The organism is Mycobacterium sp. 3519A (assembly GCF_900240945.1).
GTDB lineage: Bacteria > Actinomycetota > Actinomycetes > Mycobacteriales > Mycobacteriaceae > Mycobacterium.
In genome coordinates this window covers 2,732,431-2,750,590 of record NZ_OESG01000014.1, presented here as the reverse complement: position 1 = coordinate 2,750,590, position 18,160 = coordinate 2,732,431, and the positions used below count along the sequence as shown (strand labels likewise).

12 protein-coding genes are annotated in these 18,160 nt (G+C 66.2%); 7 read left to right on the top strand and 5 right to left on the bottom strand.

Going from position 1 to position 18,160, the window contains the following annotated elements; genetic code table 11:
- The first annotated feature begins 37 nt into the window (after positions 1 to 37).
- The 4 genes from C1A30_RS34545 to C1A30_RS34530 are packed head-to-tail and all read left to right on the top strand — an operon-like array spanning position 38 to position 6,709.
- Positions 38 to 382, top strand: coding sequence for a hypothetical protein (locus C1A30_RS34545; RefSeq protein ID WP_101952654.1), 345 nt, complete (start codon positions 38 to 40; stop codon positions 380 to 382).
- Complete coding sequence (locus C1A30_RS34540) at positions 379 to 2,124, top strand: NAD(P)/FAD-dependent oxidoreductase (RefSeq protein ID WP_101952653.1); 1,746 nt, start codon at positions 379 to 381, stop codon at positions 2,122 to 2,124. The genes C1A30_RS34545 and C1A30_RS34540 overlap by 4 nt, the downstream gene beginning before the upstream one ends.
- Positions 2,125 to 2,177: 53 nt before the next feature.
- Positions 2,178 to 3,665: an APC family permease gene (locus C1A30_RS34535; protein WP_101952652.1), complete on the top strand. Its 1,488-nt coding sequence runs from the start codon at positions 2,178 to 2,180 to the stop codon at positions 3,663 to 3,665.
- A 44-nt stretch (positions 3,666 to 3,709) separates the two neighbouring features.
- Positions 3,710 to 6,709, top strand: a complete 3,000-nt coding sequence (locus C1A30_RS34530) for an aminotransferase class III-fold pyridoxal phosphate-dependent enzyme (RefSeq protein WP_101952651.1) — start codon at positions 3,710 to 3,712, stop codon at positions 6,707 to 6,709.
- Positions 6,710 to 6,729: 20 nt separating this feature from the next.
- Here the strand turns inward: C1A30_RS34530 and C1A30_RS34525 are convergent, their stop codons facing one another.
- Positions 6,730 to 7,404: a GntR family transcriptional regulator gene (locus tag C1A30_RS34525; protein WP_101952650.1), complete on the bottom strand. Its 675-nt coding sequence runs from the start codon at positions 7,402 to 7,404 to the stop codon at positions 6,730 to 6,732.
- A gap of 56 nt (positions 7,405 to 7,460) precedes the next feature.
- On the opposite strand from C1A30_RS34525, the gene C1A30_RS34520 reads away from it, so the two are divergent.
- The 3 genes from C1A30_RS34520 to C1A30_RS34510 all read left to right on the top strand — a co-directional run bounded on the left by C1A30_RS34520 (position 7,461) and on the right by C1A30_RS34510 (position 12,796).
- The gene (locus C1A30_RS34520) at positions 7,461 to 10,340 is read left to right on the top strand and encodes an FAD-binding and (Fe-S)-binding domain-containing protein (protein WP_101952649.1); all 2,880 of its coding nucleotides are present in this window, start codon (positions 7,461 to 7,463) and stop codon (positions 10,338 to 10,340) included.
- Positions 10,337 to 11,830, top strand: coding sequence for an NAD-dependent succinate-semialdehyde dehydrogenase (locus C1A30_RS34515; protein WP_101952648.1), 1,494 nt, complete (start codon positions 10,337 to 10,339; stop codon positions 11,828 to 11,830). Before C1A30_RS34520 ends, C1A30_RS34515 begins: the two co-directional genes overlap by 4 nt.
- Positions 11,831 to 11,965: 135 nt before the next feature.
- On the top strand, positions 11,966 to 12,796 hold the full coding sequence (locus C1A30_RS34510) for an SDR family oxidoreductase (RefSeq protein WP_101952647.1): 831 nt from the start codon (positions 11,966 to 11,968) through the stop codon (positions 12,794 to 12,796).
- A 9-nt stretch (positions 12,797 to 12,805) separates the two neighbouring features.
- Here C1A30_RS34510 and C1A30_RS34505 read toward each other — a convergent pair whose 3' ends face one another.
- The 4 genes from C1A30_RS34505 to C1A30_RS34490 form a co-directional block, all read right to left on the bottom strand.
- A complete protein-coding gene (locus C1A30_RS34505; protein WP_101952646.1) occupies positions 12,806 to 14,101 on the bottom strand; it encodes a nitrate/sulfonate/bicarbonate ABC transporter ATP-binding protein in 1,296 nt (431 codons plus the stop codon).
- Between the two features lie 13 nt (positions 14,102 to 14,114).
- A complete protein-coding gene (locus C1A30_RS34500; RefSeq protein ID WP_235010335.1) occupies positions 14,115 to 15,863 on the bottom strand; it encodes an ABC transporter permease subunit in 1,749 nt (582 codons plus the stop codon).
- Between the two features lie 267 nt (positions 15,864 to 16,130).
- Positions 16,131 to 16,961, bottom strand: a complete 831-nt coding sequence (locus tag C1A30_RS34495) for a glycine betaine ABC transporter substrate-binding protein (RefSeq protein WP_101952644.1) — start codon at positions 16,959 to 16,961, stop codon at positions 16,131 to 16,133.
- An 8-nt stretch (positions 16,962 to 16,969) separates the two neighbouring features.
- The gene (locus C1A30_RS34490) at positions 16,970 to 18,154 is read right to left on the bottom strand and encodes an NADP-dependent malic enzyme (protein ID WP_101952643.1); all 1,185 of its coding nucleotides are present in this window, start codon (positions 18,152 to 18,154) and stop codon (positions 16,970 to 16,972) included.
- Positions 18,155 to 18,160: the final 6 nt, after the last annotated feature.

Genomic DNA, 18,160 nt, shown 5'->3' with positions numbered 1-18,160 from the left:
TCTTCGCAACAACTTCGGACACTCTGGAGACCAACACATGCCACCGCCGGACCGATCGGTGTTCGCGATCAACCTGTTCTCGATGCGACCCGGTGTCGACCCCGCCGAGTTCGAGCACTTCTCCAACACCGTCGATCGCCCGACCTGCCTGGGCCACAGCGACGTGGTCACCGGATTCGACGCCTACCGCGTGGCCGAGGCACCCGACGATGCACCGGCCGACATCCTCGAAGTCATGCACGTCACCGACTGGTCCGCCTGGGTAAAAATCCGCGACAACCACCCGTCAATGGAGCCGGTGATGGAGGGTTTCAACAAGCTCGTCGACCCGGCCTCGGTTCGCACCTATTTCGCCCGCCCGATCACTGGAGACCCGCAATGACCACCACCTTCGACGCCGTCATCATCGGAGCCGGCCACAACGGTTTGATCACCGCAGGCTATCTCGCCAGGGCAGGCAAGAAAGTGTTGGTCGTCGAAGCCCGCGACGTCGTCGGAGGCGCCTGCACCAGCGAGCAGTTGATCCCCGACTCCACGTGGTCGTCCTGTGCGTTCATCGCAAGCCTGCTGCGCCCGGAAATCATCGCCGAGCTCGAATTGGAACGGTACGGGCTGCAGATGTATCAGACCGAGGCCAACGAGGTCAGCATCTTCCCCGACGGCAGCCACCTGTTCATGTGGAAGGACATGGACCGCACCCTGAAGGAGATCGCGAAGTTCTCCAAAACCGACGCGGAGGCATTCCTCGAATTCGGGCTGCGGCTGAAGAAATTCGCGTCCATCCTGACGCCCTTCCTGCTGTCGCCCGCTCCCAGCCGTTCGGAAGTGGTGGCGGCATTCGAAGCCGCCGGGGCCGAGGACCTGTTCAACGAGCTGGTCCTGCTGTCCACCAAGGATCTTCTCGACCGCTACTTCGATTCCGAACACATCAAGGGTTTGTTCACCTTCTTCGGGATGATCTCGATTTGGGGTGGGCCGTCGACGCCCGGCACCGGTTACGTCTACGGCCATCACTCGGTGGGCGAATTCAAAGGCACACTTGGCCAGTGGGGATTCGTCAAGGGTGGGATGGGCGGTATCACTCAGGCGCTGGCCCGCAGCGCCGAGGCCCACGGCGCCGAGATCCGTCTCAACGCCCCGGTGCGAGAGGTAGTGATCCGCGGGGGGAAAGCCACCGGCGTGGTGCTGGAGAGCGGCGAGACGATCTCCGCGCGCACGGTGATCTCCAACGCTGACCCGCAACGCTCGATGCTGACGCTGCTGCCCGCAGGCACGCTCGACGAAAAGCTCACCACCAAACTGCAGAACTACGACGCGCGCGGTTCGATGGCCCGCATCCATCTGCTCATCGACGAACTCCCCGACTACATCGGCTTCCCGGCCGGTGTCGCCGGACCGCAACACCAGGCGCAGGCAATCCTCGGGGCATCGATCGAAAACTTCGAGAAGGCTTGGGAAGCCGAGCGGCGCGGTCAGATCCCCGACGACTTCGTCATCGAGGCCGTCATCCAATCCACTCACGACGAAACGCTCGCGCCACCAGGGAAGCACACCATGACACTTGGCGTGCAACAACTTCCATTCGAGCTGGCCGGAACGGACTGGGACACCATCCGCGATGAATGGGCCGATCGCGTGCTGGAGGTGCTCTTCCGCTACGCACCCAACCTGCGTGAGCACATCCTGGAACGCGTCATCATCACGCCCAAGGACCTCGAACGCGACTACGGCCTGACCGGAGGCAACATCTTCCACGGCGCGATGTTCTTCGACCAATTGTTCTCCAGTAGGCCAACTCCGGAACTCGCCGATTACCGCACCCCGGTCACAGGCTACTACCTCTGTGGTTCCGGCACGCATCCCGGCGGAGGGGTGATGGGCGCCAGTGGGCACAATGCCGCCAAGGTGGTGATCGCCGACCTCAACGGCACCGCCGCGCCGACGCCGCTACGCAGCGTGACAGGCTCCCCGCGGTCCGGGGTGATCGATCGGGTGTTGGACACCGTGATGGACACCAAGGCGGGCAAGAAACTCGGCTACACCGTCGCGACAAAGCCCGCCTTCCGAAAGATCGTCAAGTTCGCCGCGCGCAGCGAGAGCGCCAAGAACGGCCGCGCGCACTGACGCCGCGACAACCCACAACCACCCATCACTCCGGCGTTGCTGAAAGGACCACCATGCTCCACCAGGAAGATCCGCAGAAGTTGGCAGCTGCAAAAGTCTCTCCCGACGGCCATGAGTCATTGGCGCGCAACCAGGTTGGCGTCCTCGGCATCGTGTTCTTCGTGGTGGCTGCGGCCGCCCCGCTGACCGTCGTCGTCGCGCTGTATCCGGTGATCATCGGGTCAGGCAACGGTATCGGCATCGCCGGAACCTTCATTCTGGTCGCCTTGGTGCTCACCGTGTTCGCCGTCGGTTACGTCGCGATGAGCAAGCACATCACCAACACCGGCGCGTTCTACGCGTATGTCACCAAAGGGCTCGGCAGACCATTGGGCCTGGGCTCTGCATCGCTGGCAATCTTCGGCTACAACGCCATCCAGCTCGGCGTCATCGGCGGATTCGGGTTCTACTCGGCAGAGTTCGTGCACTCACACTTCGGTGCCGCCGTGCCCTGGTGGGTCTTCAGCGCGTTCGCGATGGCAGCGGCGTTGTTCCTCGGAGTCCGACAGATCCACGCCGGGGCGCAGGTGCTCGCCGTGCTGCTGACCCTGGAGACGTCGATCATCCTGATCCTCGACATCGGCATCTTGATCGCGGGGCCGACGCCGGTGAGCCACTATTCCTTTGAGCCCTTCGCTCCTTCCGCCGTCTTCGCCGGCGCGATCGGCGTGGCACTGATGTTCGCCCACGCCTCGTTCATCGGTTTCGAAGGGACAGCGATCTACGGCGAGGAAGCCAAGGACCCCAAACGCACCGTGCCGCGCGCCACCTACACAGCGGTCATCTTCATGGGTGTCTTCTACGCGATCACGGCCTGGCTGATCATCAACGCCGTCGGTGTCGACAACGCCGTCAACGTGGCCCAAACCGAATCCGGCGACCTGGTCTTCAAGGTCAGCGACGACGTGCTCGGCCGCGCAGGCACCGAAGCGTTCCAACTGCTGATCATCACCAGCCTGTTCGCCGCGATCCTGACCTTCCACAACAACGTGGCGCGCTATCTGTACTCCCTTGGCCGCCAAGGCCTGCTGTGGTCGCGGCTGGGTCACACCCATCCGACGCGCAAGTCGCCGGTGACCGCCTGCTACGTGCAGACCGCCATGGTTGCGATCGTTGTCGTGATCTTCGCCGTCTTGAACCTGGACCCCTATGCGACGCTGTTCACCTGGTGGACCGGCGTCGGGGCCGCGGCCATCATCATGCTGCAGACCATCGCGAGCATCGCGATCTTCGTGTTCTTCCGCCGGTCGAATGTCGACAAACGGCCGTGGAACACCTTCATCGCGCCCCTACTCGGAATCGCGGGCCTGCTGCCGTTCCTGTACTACGCGCTGACCGGGATGGATGTGTTACTCGGCGCGGGCGGCTGGTTGCAGGTCACGTTCACCGCCATGCTGTTCGCGTCGCTGGCCATCGGCATCGTCGGTGCCTACATCATCAAAGCTCGCTCGCCGCAACGCTATGCACAGCTGGGATCGACGTTGGGCGACCGCGTCGCCTGACGAACTGCGGCCCAAAGCATTGAACTCGAAGGGAAAACACATACATGTCAGCCGACGGCGTCGTCGACGTACGAGAGGCGCGACCACTCGACCACAATGAGGTGCTCCGCTTGGTGCACGCCGAATTCGGGCTCACGGTCACCGACCCGCTGTCACTGGGTGGTGAGTTCGACCAGAACCTGCGCGTGACCGACAACGCGGGCCGCCACTATCTGGTCAAGATCTCCGCACTGTTCGACACCGATGCCGCGACCGCCGCCTGGCACGAGCGAATCCTGCTACACCTCGGCGACACCGCCCCCGACGTTCCGCTGCCGCGGCTGATCCCGGCAACCGATGGCTGTCTGCACGTGATCACACCAACCAGCCAGGGCGAGAGAATGATTCGCGTGATGTCCTGGCTGGCCGGTGCGCCGCTGGCCGAGGCGGAACAACACTCCGACGAACTGCTGACCGAACTCGGCGAGGTCGCTGCCCGCATCTCCGCCGCGCTGGCCTCGATGCCCGCACCCGACGAACACATCACCCACGACTGGGACATGCGCCGGGCCCGCGAGATGATCGACGCCGGCATCGACGCGGTGGCCGACCCGCAACACCGCGCCGATGTCGACGTGGTCATGTCCTGGTTCGACACCATCTCAACACTGCTGGATCGGCTGCCGCGCGGCGTGGCCCACCAGGACCTCAACGATTCCAACGTGCTGGTTGATCGCGATCCGTCTGGCAGGCAGAGCATCAGCGGCGTATTGGACCTCGGCGATGCGCTTTACACGGTGCGCGTTGCCGAACTAGCGGTGGCCACCGGCTACGCCCTGATCCGCAAGGACGATCCGCTGCACGTCGCGAAACTCGTTGTGGCCGGCTTCAACTCGATAACGCCGTTGACCGACGACGAGCTGGCAGCGGTGTTCCCGTTGGCCGCTGCGCGGCTGGCGATGAACGCCGTGACGTGGACCCAGCGCGCCGCTGTCTCCCACAACTCGCACGGCGCCAAGCGGATGCGTCACACCTGGCCGGCGCTGGCCAAAGTGGCGCGCATCGATCCAGACTACGCCGAGGCGGCCCTGCGGTGCGCGTGCGGACGACCCGCCCACCCGGACAGCGCACGCCTCGAGCGGGTGTTGGAATCAATGACACCGGCGCGCTGGTCCACCCAGTCGCGGCAACTGCAGGTGATCGACACGTCGACCGCGAGCGACCTCTTCGACGTCATCGATTGGCATGACCCAGCCGCTGTCGGCAGCGCGGTGGCGTCGATCCTCGGTGACAGAAGCCAAACCGTCGGCGTGATCAGGCATCTGAGGCCGAATCTGCTGTGGTCGGCGCGGCGCGGTGTCGGCGCTGCCGAACCAGCCACCACGACCCTCGGGGTCCAGCTGCTGGTAGGCAAGGACGAGACCTTCGCCAACCCGCTGGACGGCAGGGTGGTGTCCACGCAACCCTGCCTCACCGTGCACCACGCCGTGACCGACTCGGACGGCCCGCTTGACTTCTTCGTGCACTGGCACGGCCTCTCGGGATACACCGACGCGGGATACATCGCCGCCGGCCATTCGCTCGGGAGTGCGGCCGGGGCAGCCGTCGACGGTATGGGAACCGCTGTCGCCGTCAACATCTCGTTGCCGCGGCGGCACCGCAACGGCACCGGCTGGCCGACGCGAATCAGGCCCAGTGAGGCCGATGTGTACGCCGAGTTGTCACCCGATCCCTCGACGCTGCTGGGCCTCCCCGGTGCGCAGCCACCGGCGTTGCGGGTCGCGGATGTACTGAGCATCCGCCGCAACCGACTTGCCAGCTCGCAGCGGGCCTACTACCGCGCACCCATGAATCTGCAACGCGGCCGCGGTGTCTGGTTGTACGACGAAGACGGATTCGCCTACCTCGACTCGCTCAACAACGTCACCCATGTCGGTCACGCCGATCCGCGGGTAGCCGAGGCGTCGCGTCGACAGATGAACAAACTCAACACCAACTCGCGGTTCATCTACGAGGGCATCGCGACCTACGCCGAGAAGCTGGTCGCCACCCTGCCACGGCCGCTGGAGGTCGTCTTCCTCGTCTGCACGGGCAGTGAGGCGAACGATCTGGCTCTGCGCATCGCCCGCCAAGTCACCGGGCGCGAGGACATCGCGATCATCGACGGCGCCTATCATGGCAACACCGGTGTGGTGACGGGGATTTCGCCCAACCGCTACAAGGGCCCCGGAGGCGCGGGGGCTCCGCCGACGACACATGAAACCCCGGTCCCCGACCGCTACCGCGGCCGCTACGGTTACGACGACCCGGACGCCGGCTGGAAATACGGCGCAGACGCGGCACGGGTGATCGAATCGATGGTGGCCGACGGCAGACCGCCTGCCGCGTTCATCGCCGAATCCCTCATGGGCACAGCGGGAAACATCGTTCTGCCCGATAACTACCTGTCCACCGTGTTCACCGCCGCGCGCGATGCCGGTGCCCTGACCATCTCCGACGAAGTGCAGGTCGGTGTCGGGCGGATGGGCGACACCTTCTGGGGATTCGAGCTGTCCGGCGTTGTTCCCGACATCGTGACCATGGGCAAGCCGTTGGGCAACGGCCACCCGTTGGCCGCGGTCGTCACGACGCGTGAGATCGCCGACGCGTTCGACACCGGAATGAAGTACTTCAACACCTTCGGCGGCAATCCGGTGTCATGCGCGATCGGCAGCACGGTGCTCGACATCATCATCGGCGATGGCCTGCAACAGCACGCGGCCGAAGTTGGCGCGTACTTCCGCGACAGCCTGACCCAGGTTCAGCAGCGTCACGAGGTGATCGGCGACGTGCGCGCCCAGGGGCTCTACCTCGGAATCGAACTCGTCCGCGACCGCTTCACCAAGGAGCCCGCCAAGGCCGAGGCCTTCCAAGTCACCGAGCTGATGAAGGACGAAGGCGTCATCGTGTTTCCCAACGGTGTCCACGACAACGTGCTGAAGATCAAGCCGCCCATGATCTTTGGCAAAGAGCACGTCGACATCTACTGCGACGCGCTGGATCGGGTACTGCACCGGCTGCGATGAACCCGACCCCGGCGACTCGTTCAGGAGGCCCGTTCGGCGAAGATGGCCGCCACCCGCCTGCCGCTTTCCGTCAGGATCTCCTCGAGCACCGCCTGCGCCCGTTCGGGATTGCCGGACTCCAGCGCTGCCATGATGGACGTGTGTTCGTCGATCACGCCCTCCTGCGATTCGAACTCGCGGTCCTCCAGCGAAAGCACCTGCAGAAAGAATCGCAGTTCGCGCGCCAGCTGAGCGTAGAAGTCGTCGATTCGCTTGCTGCCCAACATCGAGACGATCGCGGCGTGAAACGCCATGTCCTTCTCGGCGATCACGGCCGGATCGCGCGTCTCGTAGGCCGTCATCAGGTCTTGAAGCGCCGCGCGTACCGGAGCGAGTTCGTCGGCGGTGCGCGGTACCCCGGCGGCAGCCAGTTCGAGCGTCATCCGGGCGCGGTACAGCTCGGTCAGATCCTCCTGGGACGGATCCAGCACCGCCGCGCCGTGGTGCATCGTGTGCCGCACCAGCCCGCTGGCCTCGAGCATGCGCACCGCTTCACGCACCGTGTTGCGCGAGATCCCCAACGACGCGGCGATCGCACTCTCACGGATCGGGGCCCCCGGCGCCATCTCCCCGCGCATGATGGCATCAGCGAGGCCGTCTGCGACCTGCTGGGCGGTGCTCGTGCGACGCAGAGTGAGGTTCTCGACCGGGTTCATAGCCCAACTATAGGCGATTGCGCTCAATCGCAGTACTGCTCTACTGTTGAACAATCATGCCATTAGGAAACACCCTCCGTGAGGCGGTCGAACGCCTCGACGTCGCCGCCGACTTCGGGCAGGGGGCCCGCGCGCAATACGGCTATGACGCCTCGCACTACCGGGTCGCCCCGGTGGGCGTGGCCTATCCGCGCCGGACAGTCGACGTGATCGCGCTGTTGTCGGCATGCCGGGAACACGGCGTGCCGGTGGTCCCCCGCGGCGGCGGCACCAGCATGGCCGGCAACGCCGTCGGACGCGGTCTGGTGCTCGACTTCTCGCGCCACATGAACGCCGTGCTGCACATCGACGTCGACAACCGCACTGCGACGGTGCAACCGGGAGTGGTGCTCGACGACCTGCAGCGCGCGCTACGACCGCACGGGCTCCAATTCGGTCCCGATCCGTCCTCGCACAGCCGCGCGACGCTGGGCGGCATGATCGGCAACGACGCCTGTGGCAATCACTCAGTGCGCCACGGCCGCACGGTCGATCACGTCGTGGAATTGGAGTTGGTGCTCGCCGACGGCAGTCATGTGATCGCCGGCCGCGGCGGGGTGCGCCCCGCGCGGTCCGATGACCCGGCGGCGTTGGCGCGTGCGGCGGCGCTGAACGCCGATCTGCGCTCACTCGCGGCCGAAAACCTCGCACCGATCAGAACGGAACTCGGTCGCATCGCTCGGCAGGTGTCGGGTTATCAACTACAGCATTTGTTGCCGGAGAACGGTTTCGACGTCGCCCGCATGCTGGTCGGTACCGAGGGGACGTGCGCCGTCGTGGTCGGCGCCACCCTCGCCCTGGTTCCGACCGCCCCGGCCGCGCTACTCGTCACTGTCGGCTATCCGGACGTCGTGGCCGCCGCCGACGACGTGCCGACCGTCTTGGAGTTCTCGCCTGCCGCCGTGGAGGGTGTCGATGAGAGCATCGTCGCGACGATGCGGTCACGACGCGGTGAGGACTCCGTGACCGGCCTGCCCGACGGCAGCGCTTGGCTCTTCATCGATCTCGACGGCGCGGACGCGGGCGAGGTCGCCGCGCGGGCCGACGAATTGGTCCTGCGACTGCAACGCAACGGCAAGCTGTCCGACGCACGGATCGTCCCCGATGCCGCTGACCGTGCATCGCTGTGGCGGGTCCGCGAGGACGGCGCGGGACTCGCCGCCCGACGCGCCGACGGCACGCAGACGTGGACAGGTTGGGAGGACGCCGCGGTCGCGGCCACCGAACTGCCGGGCTATCTACGCGACTTTCGCAAGCTGCTCGCCGAACACGGCCTCACCGGGGTGTTGTACGGACATTTCGGTGCCGGCTGCATCCACGTACGTATCGACTTCGACCTCCGCACGCCCACCGGCATCGCGGCGATGGGCCGATTCGCTTGCGCTGCCGCGGAGTTGGTCACCCGCTATGGCGGCACCCTTTCCGGCGAGCACGGCGACGGGCGATCGCGCAGCGAACTGCTTGCGATCATGTACAGCACGCAGATGGTCGACCTGTTCGGGGCGGTGAAGAAAACCTTCGACCCGGCCGGTCTGCTCAACCCGGGCATCATCGTCGATCCGGAACCGGTCACCGGGAACTTGGCGCCGCTGCCGCTCGCCGAAACCACCGGGCCTTTGCGCGGATTCACCTATCCCCATGACCGTGGCGGCTTCGCCGATGCCGTCGAGCGATGCGTGGGAATCGCGCGCTGCCGCAGCGATGTCGGCGGCGTGATGTGCCCGAGTTACCGCGCCACTCACGACGAAAACCACTCCACCCGAGGCAGGGCCAGGGCGCTACAGGAGATGCTGCGCGGCGAGGTGATCACCGACGGCTGGCGGTCATCCGATGTACACGACGCGCTCGATCTGTGCCTGTCGTGCAAGGCGTGTTCCAGCGACTGCCCCGTCGGCGTCGACATGGCCACGTACAAATCCGAATTCCTGTACCAGCACTACCGGGGTCGGATTCGGCCCCGCAGCCACTACTCGCTGGGGTGGCTTCCGGTGTTGGCGCGTCTCGCCGGCCTGATGCCGTCGGTAATCAACCGCGGCGCGCGGATCAAACTGCTGCACAAAGCCGTTGCCGCGGCGGGCGGGGTCACCCCGCAACGATCAGTTCCCGAGTTCTCCCGCGCGCGAGCGGCGAAGCGCGCGGTGCGGCCATACCTGGCCGGGGGCGGGCACCACGACACGGTGTTGTTCTCCGACACGTTCACCTCCGCGTTCCGCCCCGAGCTGCTGGCCGATGCGGCTGCCGTGCTCTCCGACGCCGGCGCCGAGTTGACCAGCGTTCACGGGGCCTGCTGCGGGCTGACGTGGATCACCACCGGGCAGCTGTCGATCGCCAAACGAGTGTTGAAGCGCACCGTGCAGATCCTCGATGCGACAGGGCCGTCGCAGATCGTGGTGCTCGAACCCAGTTGCGCGGCAGCGCTTCACAAGGATCTGCCCGAACTGGTGCCCGGCGATGCCGCCCGTCGGGTCGCTGCCCGCGTCACGACATTTCCAGCGGCGGTCGAAGACCGTCTGGGTCAGGGTTGGCGGCCGCCCCGTCTTCCCGAACAGCTGGTCCTGCAACCGCATTGCCACGAGTACGCGGTGTTCGGCGCGACCGCCCAGCGCCGGTTGCTCGACCGCCTGGGAGTGCGTGCGGTGCAGGAAGCGACGGGCTGCTGCGGGTTGGCGGGCAACTTCGGGTTCGAGCGCGAACACTACGACGTGTCAATGCGCGTCGCCGATCTCGCACTGCGGCCGGCACTGGGACACGAGGCAGCCCGCGTCGCGATCGCGGCCGACGGTTTCAGTTGCCAGACGCAGATCTCACACATCAACCCGGACGGCAATCCGCCACCTCAGCACGTGGCACAACTGCTGGCGCGGGCGCTACGAAACCACAAAGGAGTTCGGCCATGACCGCCACCATCCCGACCGGGGGCTTCACGGAGTTCGCGGCGTCGTTTCCACGGAAGTTGTTCATCGACGGCAGTTGGGTCGACGCGACCGGCGGCGCGACGATGCTGGTGGACAATCCAGCGACGGGCGAGGTACTGACCACGGTCGCCGACGCGTCGCCACTCGACGGTCGACGCGCCCTGGACGCCGCCGTGCGTGCGCAACCCGGCTGGGGGAAGACGGCGCCGCGGCGACGCAGTGAAATCCTCCGTCGCGCTTTTGATTTGGTGTTGGCCCGCGAGGACGACCTCGCGCTGCTCATGACGCTCGAGATGGGAAAGCCGCTCGCCGAGGCACGCGGTGAAGTGCGGTATGCGGCCGAGTTCCTGCGATGGTTCTCGGAGGAGGCGGTGCGCATCGATGGTGGCTATGCGAGGACGCCGGACGGAGCAAAACGCGCGATGGTGGTCGCCAGTCCGGTCGGGCCGTGCTTGTTGATCACGCCATGGAACTTCCCGCTGGCCATGGGGGCCCGCAAGATCGGGCCTGCGATCGCGGCCGGCTGCACGATGGTCCTCAAACCCGCACCACAGACACCGCTGTCGTCGCTGGCGCTCTGCGCGATCTTGACAGAGGCCGGCCTGCCGCCAGGGGTGCTCAACGTGGTCACCACCTCAGCGGCAGGTGAACTGACCGAGCCGCTGCTGCGCAGCGGCGATGTCCGCAAGCTGTCGTTCACCGGTTCCACCGGTGTCGGCAAAATCCTGCTGGCGCAGTGCGGTTCGGCTGTCGTGCGGACGTCGATGGAACTCGGCGGAAACGCACCGTTCATCGTGTTCGACGACGCTGACCTCGACGTCGCGGTCGACGCGGCGATGCAGGCCAAGATGCGCAACATGGGCGAAGCCTGCACCGGCGCCAACCGGTTCTATGTTCACGAGAAGGTGGTCGACGAATTCTCGCAGCGACTCGCGCAACGCATGGGTGCGCTGCGTGTGGGCGAAGGGTGGACCGACGGGACAGAGGTGGGCCCGTTGATCGACGCCACCAGTCGCAACAAGGTCGACCGACTGGTGCAAGACGCGATCGGTCGCGGCGCGAACGTCGTCACCGGCGCCATGGTCCCGTCCGGTGGCGGCTACTTCTATCCACCGACCGTGCTGACGAGCGTCGATCCCGGCAGCGACATGTGCAGCACGGAGATCTTCGGGCCCGTCGCCGCGATCCAAACGTTCACCGACAGCGACGACGTCGTGGCGCGTGCGAACGACACGCCGTGGGGTCTGGTCGGTTACGTCTTCACGCAGGATCTGGACCGCGGCTTGAACGTCAGCGAGGATCTCGCCGTCGGAATGGTCGGCCTGAACGCAGGCATCGTGTCCGACCCCGCCACGCCGTTCGGCGGTGTGAAGGAATCCGGGCTGGGCCGCGAAGGTGGCCGGGTCGGCATCGACGAGTTCCTCGACTACAAACTGATCAGCATGCCGATTCGCCGCCCAGTGGCCACTTGATGGACGCCAATCGCGCCGAACCGTGTCACAACTGGCCACTCGCCGCGACGCCGGGCCACTGCCAGGCCCCCGTACACGGGACCGGCGGTACCGACTAGCCTCGACGCCGAGTCAACCGACACGAGGGAGTGCGTTATGCAGGGCTTCGCCGGGAAAGTCGCGGTGGTCACGGGCGCCGGGTCCGGCATCGGGCAGGCGCTGGCCGTCGAATTGGCCCGTTCGGGCGCCAGCGTGGCGATCAGCGACATCGACACCGAAGGTCTGGCGACTACCGAGGAGCGGCTCAAGGCGATCGGCGCGCCGGTCAAAGCCGATCGCCTCGACGTCACCGAGCGCGAGGCGTTTGCGGTATATGCCGACGCGGTCAACGAGCACTTCGGCAAGGTCAACCAGATCTACAACAACGCGGGCATCGCGTTCGCGGGCGACATCGAGGTCAGCCAGTTCAAGGACATCGAGAAGGTGATGGACGTCGACTTCTGGGGCGTCGTCAACGGCACCAAGGTGTTCCTCCCCCACCTGATCGCATCGGGCGACGGCCACGTCGTCAACGTGTCCAGCATCTTCGGCATCTTCTCGGTGCCGGGACAGGGCGCCTACAACGCGGCGAAGTTCGCGGTCCGCGGCTTCACCGAAGCGTTGCGTCAGGAGATGCAACTGGCCGGCCATCCGGTCAAGGTGACGACCGTGCATCCCGGCGGCATCAAGACCAACATCGTGCGCAACATGACCGCCGTCGACAGTGTCGACAAGACGCAACTGACCGAGACGTTCGACAAGAGGCTGGCCAACACCACACCGGAGAAGGCGGCGCGAATCATTCTCGACGGCGTCCGTAAGAACAAGGCCCGCGTGCTGGTCGGCCCGGACGCCACCGCGCTGGACCTCATCGTCCGGCTCACCGGGTCGGGCTATCAGCGCCTGTTCTCCACGGTGATGGCGCGGATGGTGCCCGAAGCCCGCTAAGCCAGCCCGCTAAGCCCCGGCGTCGACGGTGATCCGGTCGGTATCGGTGTCGTAGTCGAACAGTTCGCCGTAGCGGCCCCAGTCGATCGCGATGTCGAGCTGCCTACGGGCGTCGTCGGCGCCGAACCCGCGGCCGAGCAGGTCGAGGAAGAACTCCGCGCGCATGCTGCCGTCTGCGCTGGCGCCGAGGGCTTTGCAGACCGTGCGGACCAGCGGCGCGCGGCTGCGGGCCTGTCTGGCGAAGATCTGCTTGCTGGCCTGAATGTCGGCCGTGGTGAATTCCGTTCCGACAGACGTCAGCTCGAGATCATTGCTGCGAACGTGCAACAGGTCGAGCATCGCTGCGGCGTCGACAAGAGGGAACAGCACATCGATCTCGAAGTTGAGTTCGTTGGCGATCTCCGGAATGTCAGCGCATCCGCCTCTCGCGTAGACGATTTCGACCAAGCCCGCCAGGCCGCCGACCGTCGCCTTCGGCAGCGGTCGGGTCATCGGCGTCGCGTCCGCGGGGTGCGCGTCGGCGGCGGCGGGTTCCAATCCGGTGAGCAGTTCGTAGATCTTGTCGACGAGCCCGGAGAATGCCGTCGACCGGCGGTCGCGGGGCCGCTCGAGCCCTATGGGAACCTCTGCACGGATGTGGCCGGGATTGGCGCCCAACACGACCACCCGGTCAGCGAGCAGCACCGCCTCCTCGATGTTGTGCGTGACCAGGCAGATCGCCTGCGTCGGAAAGCTCTGCCCTGTCCACAGCGCCATCAGTTCGGTGCGCAGGTTCTCCGCGGTGAGGACGTCGAGCGCGGAGAACGGTTCGTCCATCAGCAGCACGTCGGGTTCGAGCACCAGCGCGCGCGCAAACCCGACCCGTTGCCGCATACCACCCGAAAGCTCCTTGGGATACGCGGATTCGAATCCGTCGAGGCCGATCAGGTCGATGGCCCGCACAGCGCGGCGTCGGCGCTCCGCCGGTGCTACCCCACGCGCCGCGAGACCCAACTCGACGTTGTCCTGCACCGTCAGCCACGGCATCAGCGCGAACGTCTGGAACACCATCGCGGTACCCGGGTTCGCGCCGTTCAACTCCGCGCCGCGATAACGCACGCTGCCACTGGTCGGTGTGATCAGGCCGGCGATGCTGCGCAGCAGCGTCGATTTTCCTGAGCCGGACCTGCCGAGCAGCGCCACCACCTCGCCGTCGCGCAAGTCGAGGCTGATGTCGTCGAGCACCTGCAGGGTGTCGCCCGCCGCGCCGGTGAAGCTCTTGCTGACGTGCTCGACTTTGACCAACACGTTGTCGACAAACGTCATGGTGAAACCTCCATCATGTCAAGGAGAAACGGCGTTCGGCCAATGCGTAGAGCCGACGCCAGAAGAACCGGTTCATCGCGACCACGTAGCAACTCATCACGATCACCCCGACGAGGATGCGGCCCGAATCACCGTCGGCGGTGGCGTTGCTGATGTAGGCGCCTAGGCCGGTCGAGGTTAACGTGGCGCCGTGATAGCTCACCACCTCCGCGACGATCGAGGCGTTCCACGCGCCACCGGCGGCGGTGATACCGCCGGTGACATAGCTCGGGAAGACTCCGGGCAGAATCAGACTGCGCCACAGCAACATTCGTGGTAACCGCAGATTCGCCGCCGCTTCGCGCAGGTCGTTGGGAATCGCGCTGGCCCCCGCGATCACGTTGAACAGGATGTACCACTGCGAGCCCAGCGCCATCAGCACGATTCCGCCAACGTTCAGGCTGACGCCCGTCGCCACCAGCAGTGCGGCGAACATCGGGAACAGAAAGTTCGCCGGAAACGACGCGAGCACCTGCACGACCGGTTGCGCGAGGCGAGAGATCCTGGGATTCATCCCGATCCACACCCCGACCGGGACCCAGATCAGCGTGGCGACGACGAGGACCACGACGACCCGGCCGAAGGTCGCCAGCCCGAGCAGCAGCGCGTGGCCCACCTCGCCGAAACCAACTGTGGAAGCGATGAATTCAGTCGTTCGGTACCCGCCGTAGCCGACGACGACGCCGACCAACGCAGCGAACGCCCAGTCGCCCGTGCGGCGTCGCAGCGCCGACGTGCGCAGTGGCTGTTCCGCCACGCCCAACGGGCGAAACGCGCGGTCGACGGGATACACCAGCTTGCCGAGCACACCGCCGACGGTGCGCGGAATCCGTGAGCGACGCAACAGGTCCAGCGTGAGACTGCGAGGCGCCTCGGCGCCCTCCGTGTCCTCGATGCGAAACCGTTCCGCCCACGCCGTGAGCGGCCGCCAGAACAGCACGTTGACCCCGACGACCATCACGACCATCACGGCGATCGCCAGCAGCACCTTGCCGAGTTGGCCCGCGTCGCTCGCGGCCGCGACATAGGCGCCGATGCCGGGCAGCGCGAACCGATGGTTGTTGACGCTCAACGCCTCCGAGGCCGTCAAGAAGAACCAGCCACCGCCGAAGCTCATCATGCCGTTCCAGACCAGCGGAATCATTCCGCTGGGCGCGTCGATCCGCCAGAACCGCTGCCACCTCGACAGCCGCAACAACCTCGACGCCTCGTCCAGTTCCCGCGGTTGCGATTTCAGCGAGTAGTAGAACGCGAACGTCATGTTCCAGGCCTGCGACGTGAAGATCGCGAAGATCGATGCGCACTCCAAACCCAGTGCAGAACCCGGGAACAGCGCGATGAACCCGGTGATCGTGATCGACAGAAAGCCCAGAATCGGGACCGACTGCAGGATGTCCAGCAGCGGAACCAGCACCTTCCCCGCCCGACGCAACCTGGCGGCCGCGGTCGCGTACACGAAGGTGAAGACCACCGACAGCGCCAACGCCGCGAACATGCGCAGCAACGACCGCGCGGCGTAATACGGCAGATCCGCCGGATCGGTGGACACCGTCGACGGCGCATGCTCGACCGTCCACGGCACGTCCGCACTGCCAAGCAGGCGCACGACCAGCCACAGCAGCACGGCCGCGCCGATGAACACGGCGACGTCGGCGAGCCAGTTCCTGGCGGGTCGGATCACCGCACCCTGAGCAGGAAACGCTCGCATGGCAATTGACGGCATGCCACACTCCCATCCCGGTTGGGATGACGCGTGCACAAACCAGACAGATCAAGCGGTCGCACTGACCGCCAGCGGGAATGGCGCTAGGCCTGGGAACCGATCCGCAAGGGAGAGGCCATTTTCCGCGCGATACTGTCGTCCGGCATGTGCCGCTCACCTCACTCTCAACATGATCAATGCGCCGGACGGCCCGACGCGTCGTCCAGTAAAGGCCGAGAATCTGTCGCCGTCAACCCGATTCGCTGTCAAGAAACTGTCAGGATTGTGCTAGCGACCCAAGGGGTGGGCGTCCAGCCACGCGTCGGCCACCTGACCCGGGTCCTTGCCCGCTGCGACCTGTCGACGCATATCGGTGAACGCCCCGGTGTCCAGCACACCCGCCACCTCGTTGAGCGCCAGCACCTGTCGTTCGTCGAGTTCGTTACGCCGATACAACGCAACGAGATTCTCGGCAGGAATCAGTGCTGTCTTGTCGGACAACACCACCAGTTCCGTCGGGATGTCCGGCGTCGCGTCCGACGTCCATGCGGCGTTGATCTGACCGGCCTGCAGCGCCGCGAACAGCGTTGTGTGGTCCGGGAATTGGCGGGGTTTGGGCAGTGTGCACTGCCCGAGCCGTGCGGGTGACGACGCGTTCTGGAGCACACCTGCGGCCACTTTCGCACAGTTGCGGGCGACGGCGGTGACGTCGCGCCCGCCCCACGCCGCAGCGGTCTGCTCCGTCACCGCGATCGCAGGCTTGTCCTCCGCGGAGGTCGTATAGTCGCTGGCCGCAACACCTTCCGGTAACACGGACAGCAGCGTCCGGTACACCTGTGCATCCGAGCGCGCGGTCGCATCGGGGTCGAACCTGTGCAGCAGTTGACCGGTGAACCCCGGTGCGACCCGAACACCACCCGAATCGAGTTCACCCACCGGATCGGGCACGGATTTCACGTGCGCGGGACTGCCGTAGAACCGCAGCGCCGCCGCGTAGATGTGCGCCACCAATTTCGACTCCGGGTCCGAGGTGGCGCCGACGGCGATCGACGGCGGCCCCGCCTGCGTCCCGCAGCCGACGACGATCAGCGCCAGCAGCGCCACCGCCAGTCGGCGCATCGGGCCGATCAGGATTCGGCGGCCGCCGCGGCCACCGCCGCCGCGACCTCCGGGCCGACGCGCGGATCCAGCGGGCTCGGCACGATCCGGTCCGGCGCGAGGTCCTCGCACGCCACCGCGAAGATCGCCTCGGCGGCAGCCACCTTCATCCGCTCGGTGATCCGCTTGGCGCCCGCATCCAACGCGCCGCGGAACACACCGGGGAATGCCAGCACGTTGTTGATCTGGTTGGGGAAGTCGCTGCGACCCGTCGCCACCACTGACGCGTACCTGGCGGCGACCTCGGGATGGATCTCCGGATCCGGATTGGACAACGCGAACACGATGCCACCGGGTGCCATCGTCGCGACGACCTCCTCATCCACCACACCGCCGGACACGCCGAGGAACACATCGGCGCCCTGCAGCGCGTCGGCGATGCCGCCGGTGAGTCCGTCGGGATTCGTCCGGCCCGCGAGTTCGGCCTTGACCGGGGTCAGCCCGTCGCGGCCGGAGTGCAGGATGCCGCGGGTGTCCACCACGGTGATGTCCGAAACACCGGCGGCCATAAGGATATTCGTGCACGCGACGCCCGCCGCGCCGACACCGGAGACCACCACGCGCAGCGAGGCGATGTCACGGTCGAGCGCCTTGACGGCGCCCATCAGTGCCGCCAACACGACGATCGCAGTGCCGTGCTGGTCGTCGTGCATCACGGGGCAGTCGAGCGCTTCGATGACGCGGCGCTCGATCTCGAAGCACCGCGGCGCGGAGATGTCCTCCAGGTTCACCGCCCCGAACGACGGTCGAAGCCGCACCAGGGTCTCGACGATCTCGTCGGGGTCCTTGGTGTCCAGCACGATCGGGATCGAGTCCAGCCCGCCGAACTCCTTGAACAGCGCGCACTTGCCTTCCATCACCGGCAGCGCGGCCGAAGGGCCGATGTCGCCGAGGCCCAGCACCGCCGTACCGTCGCTGACCACGGCCACCAACCTGTTGGCCCAGGTGTAGCGGGCCGCCAGGCTGCGGTCGGCGGCGATCGCGCGGCTGACCTGGGCTACCCCGGGGGTGTACGCGATGGACAGGGCGCGCTGGGTGTCCAGCGGCGTCTTCAGTTCCGCAGACAGCTTGCCGCCCACGTGAGCTTCGAAGATCTCCTCATCAGTGATGACGATCTGCCCGCTCTGCAGGTTCGACGGCAGCGTTTCGGTCACGGGGAC

What these genes read in the sequence shown, in the direction of transcription:
- C1A30_RS34545 (WP_101952654.1), top strand. Translation starts at nt 38, where the DNA reads ATGCCACCGCCGGACCGATCGGTGTTCGCGATCAACCTGTTCTCGATG.
- C1A30_RS34540 (WP_101952653.1), top strand. Translation starts at nt 379, where the DNA reads ATGACCACCACCTTCGACGCCGTCATCATCGGAGCCGGCCACAACGGT.
- C1A30_RS34535 (WP_101952652.1), top strand. Translation starts at nt 2,178, where the DNA reads ATGCTCCACCAGGAAGATCCGCAGAAGTTGGCAGCTGCAAAAGTCTCT.
- C1A30_RS34530 (WP_101952651.1), top strand. Translation starts at nt 3,710, where the DNA reads ATGTCAGCCGACGGCGTCGTCGACGTACGAGAGGCGCGACCACTCGAC.
- C1A30_RS34525 (WP_101952650.1), bottom strand. Translation starts at nt 7,404, where the DNA reads ATGAACCCGGTCGAGAACCTCACTCTGCGTCGCACGAGCACCGCCCAG.
- C1A30_RS34520 (WP_101952649.1), top strand. Translation starts at nt 7,461, where the DNA reads ATGCCATTAGGAAACACCCTCCGTGAGGCGGTCGAACGCCTCGACGTC.
- C1A30_RS34515 (WP_101952648.1), top strand. Translation starts at nt 10,337, where the DNA reads ATGACCGCCACCATCCCGACCGGGGGCTTCACGGAGTTCGCGGCGTCG.
- C1A30_RS34510 (WP_101952647.1), top strand. Translation starts at nt 11,966, where the DNA reads ATGCAGGGCTTCGCCGGGAAAGTCGCGGTGGTCACGGGCGCCGGGTCC.
- C1A30_RS34505 (WP_101952646.1), bottom strand. Translation starts at nt 14,101, where the DNA reads ATGACGTTTGTCGACAACGTGTTGGTCAAAGTCGAGCACGTCAGCAAG.
- C1A30_RS34500 (WP_235010335.1), bottom strand. Translation starts at nt 15,863, where the DNA reads ATGCCGTCAATTGCCATGCGAGCGTTTCCTGCTCAGGGTGCGGTGATC.
- C1A30_RS34495 (WP_101952644.1), bottom strand. Translation starts at nt 16,961, where the DNA reads ATGCGCCGACTGGCGGTGGCGCTGCTGGCGCTGATCGTCGTCGGCTGC.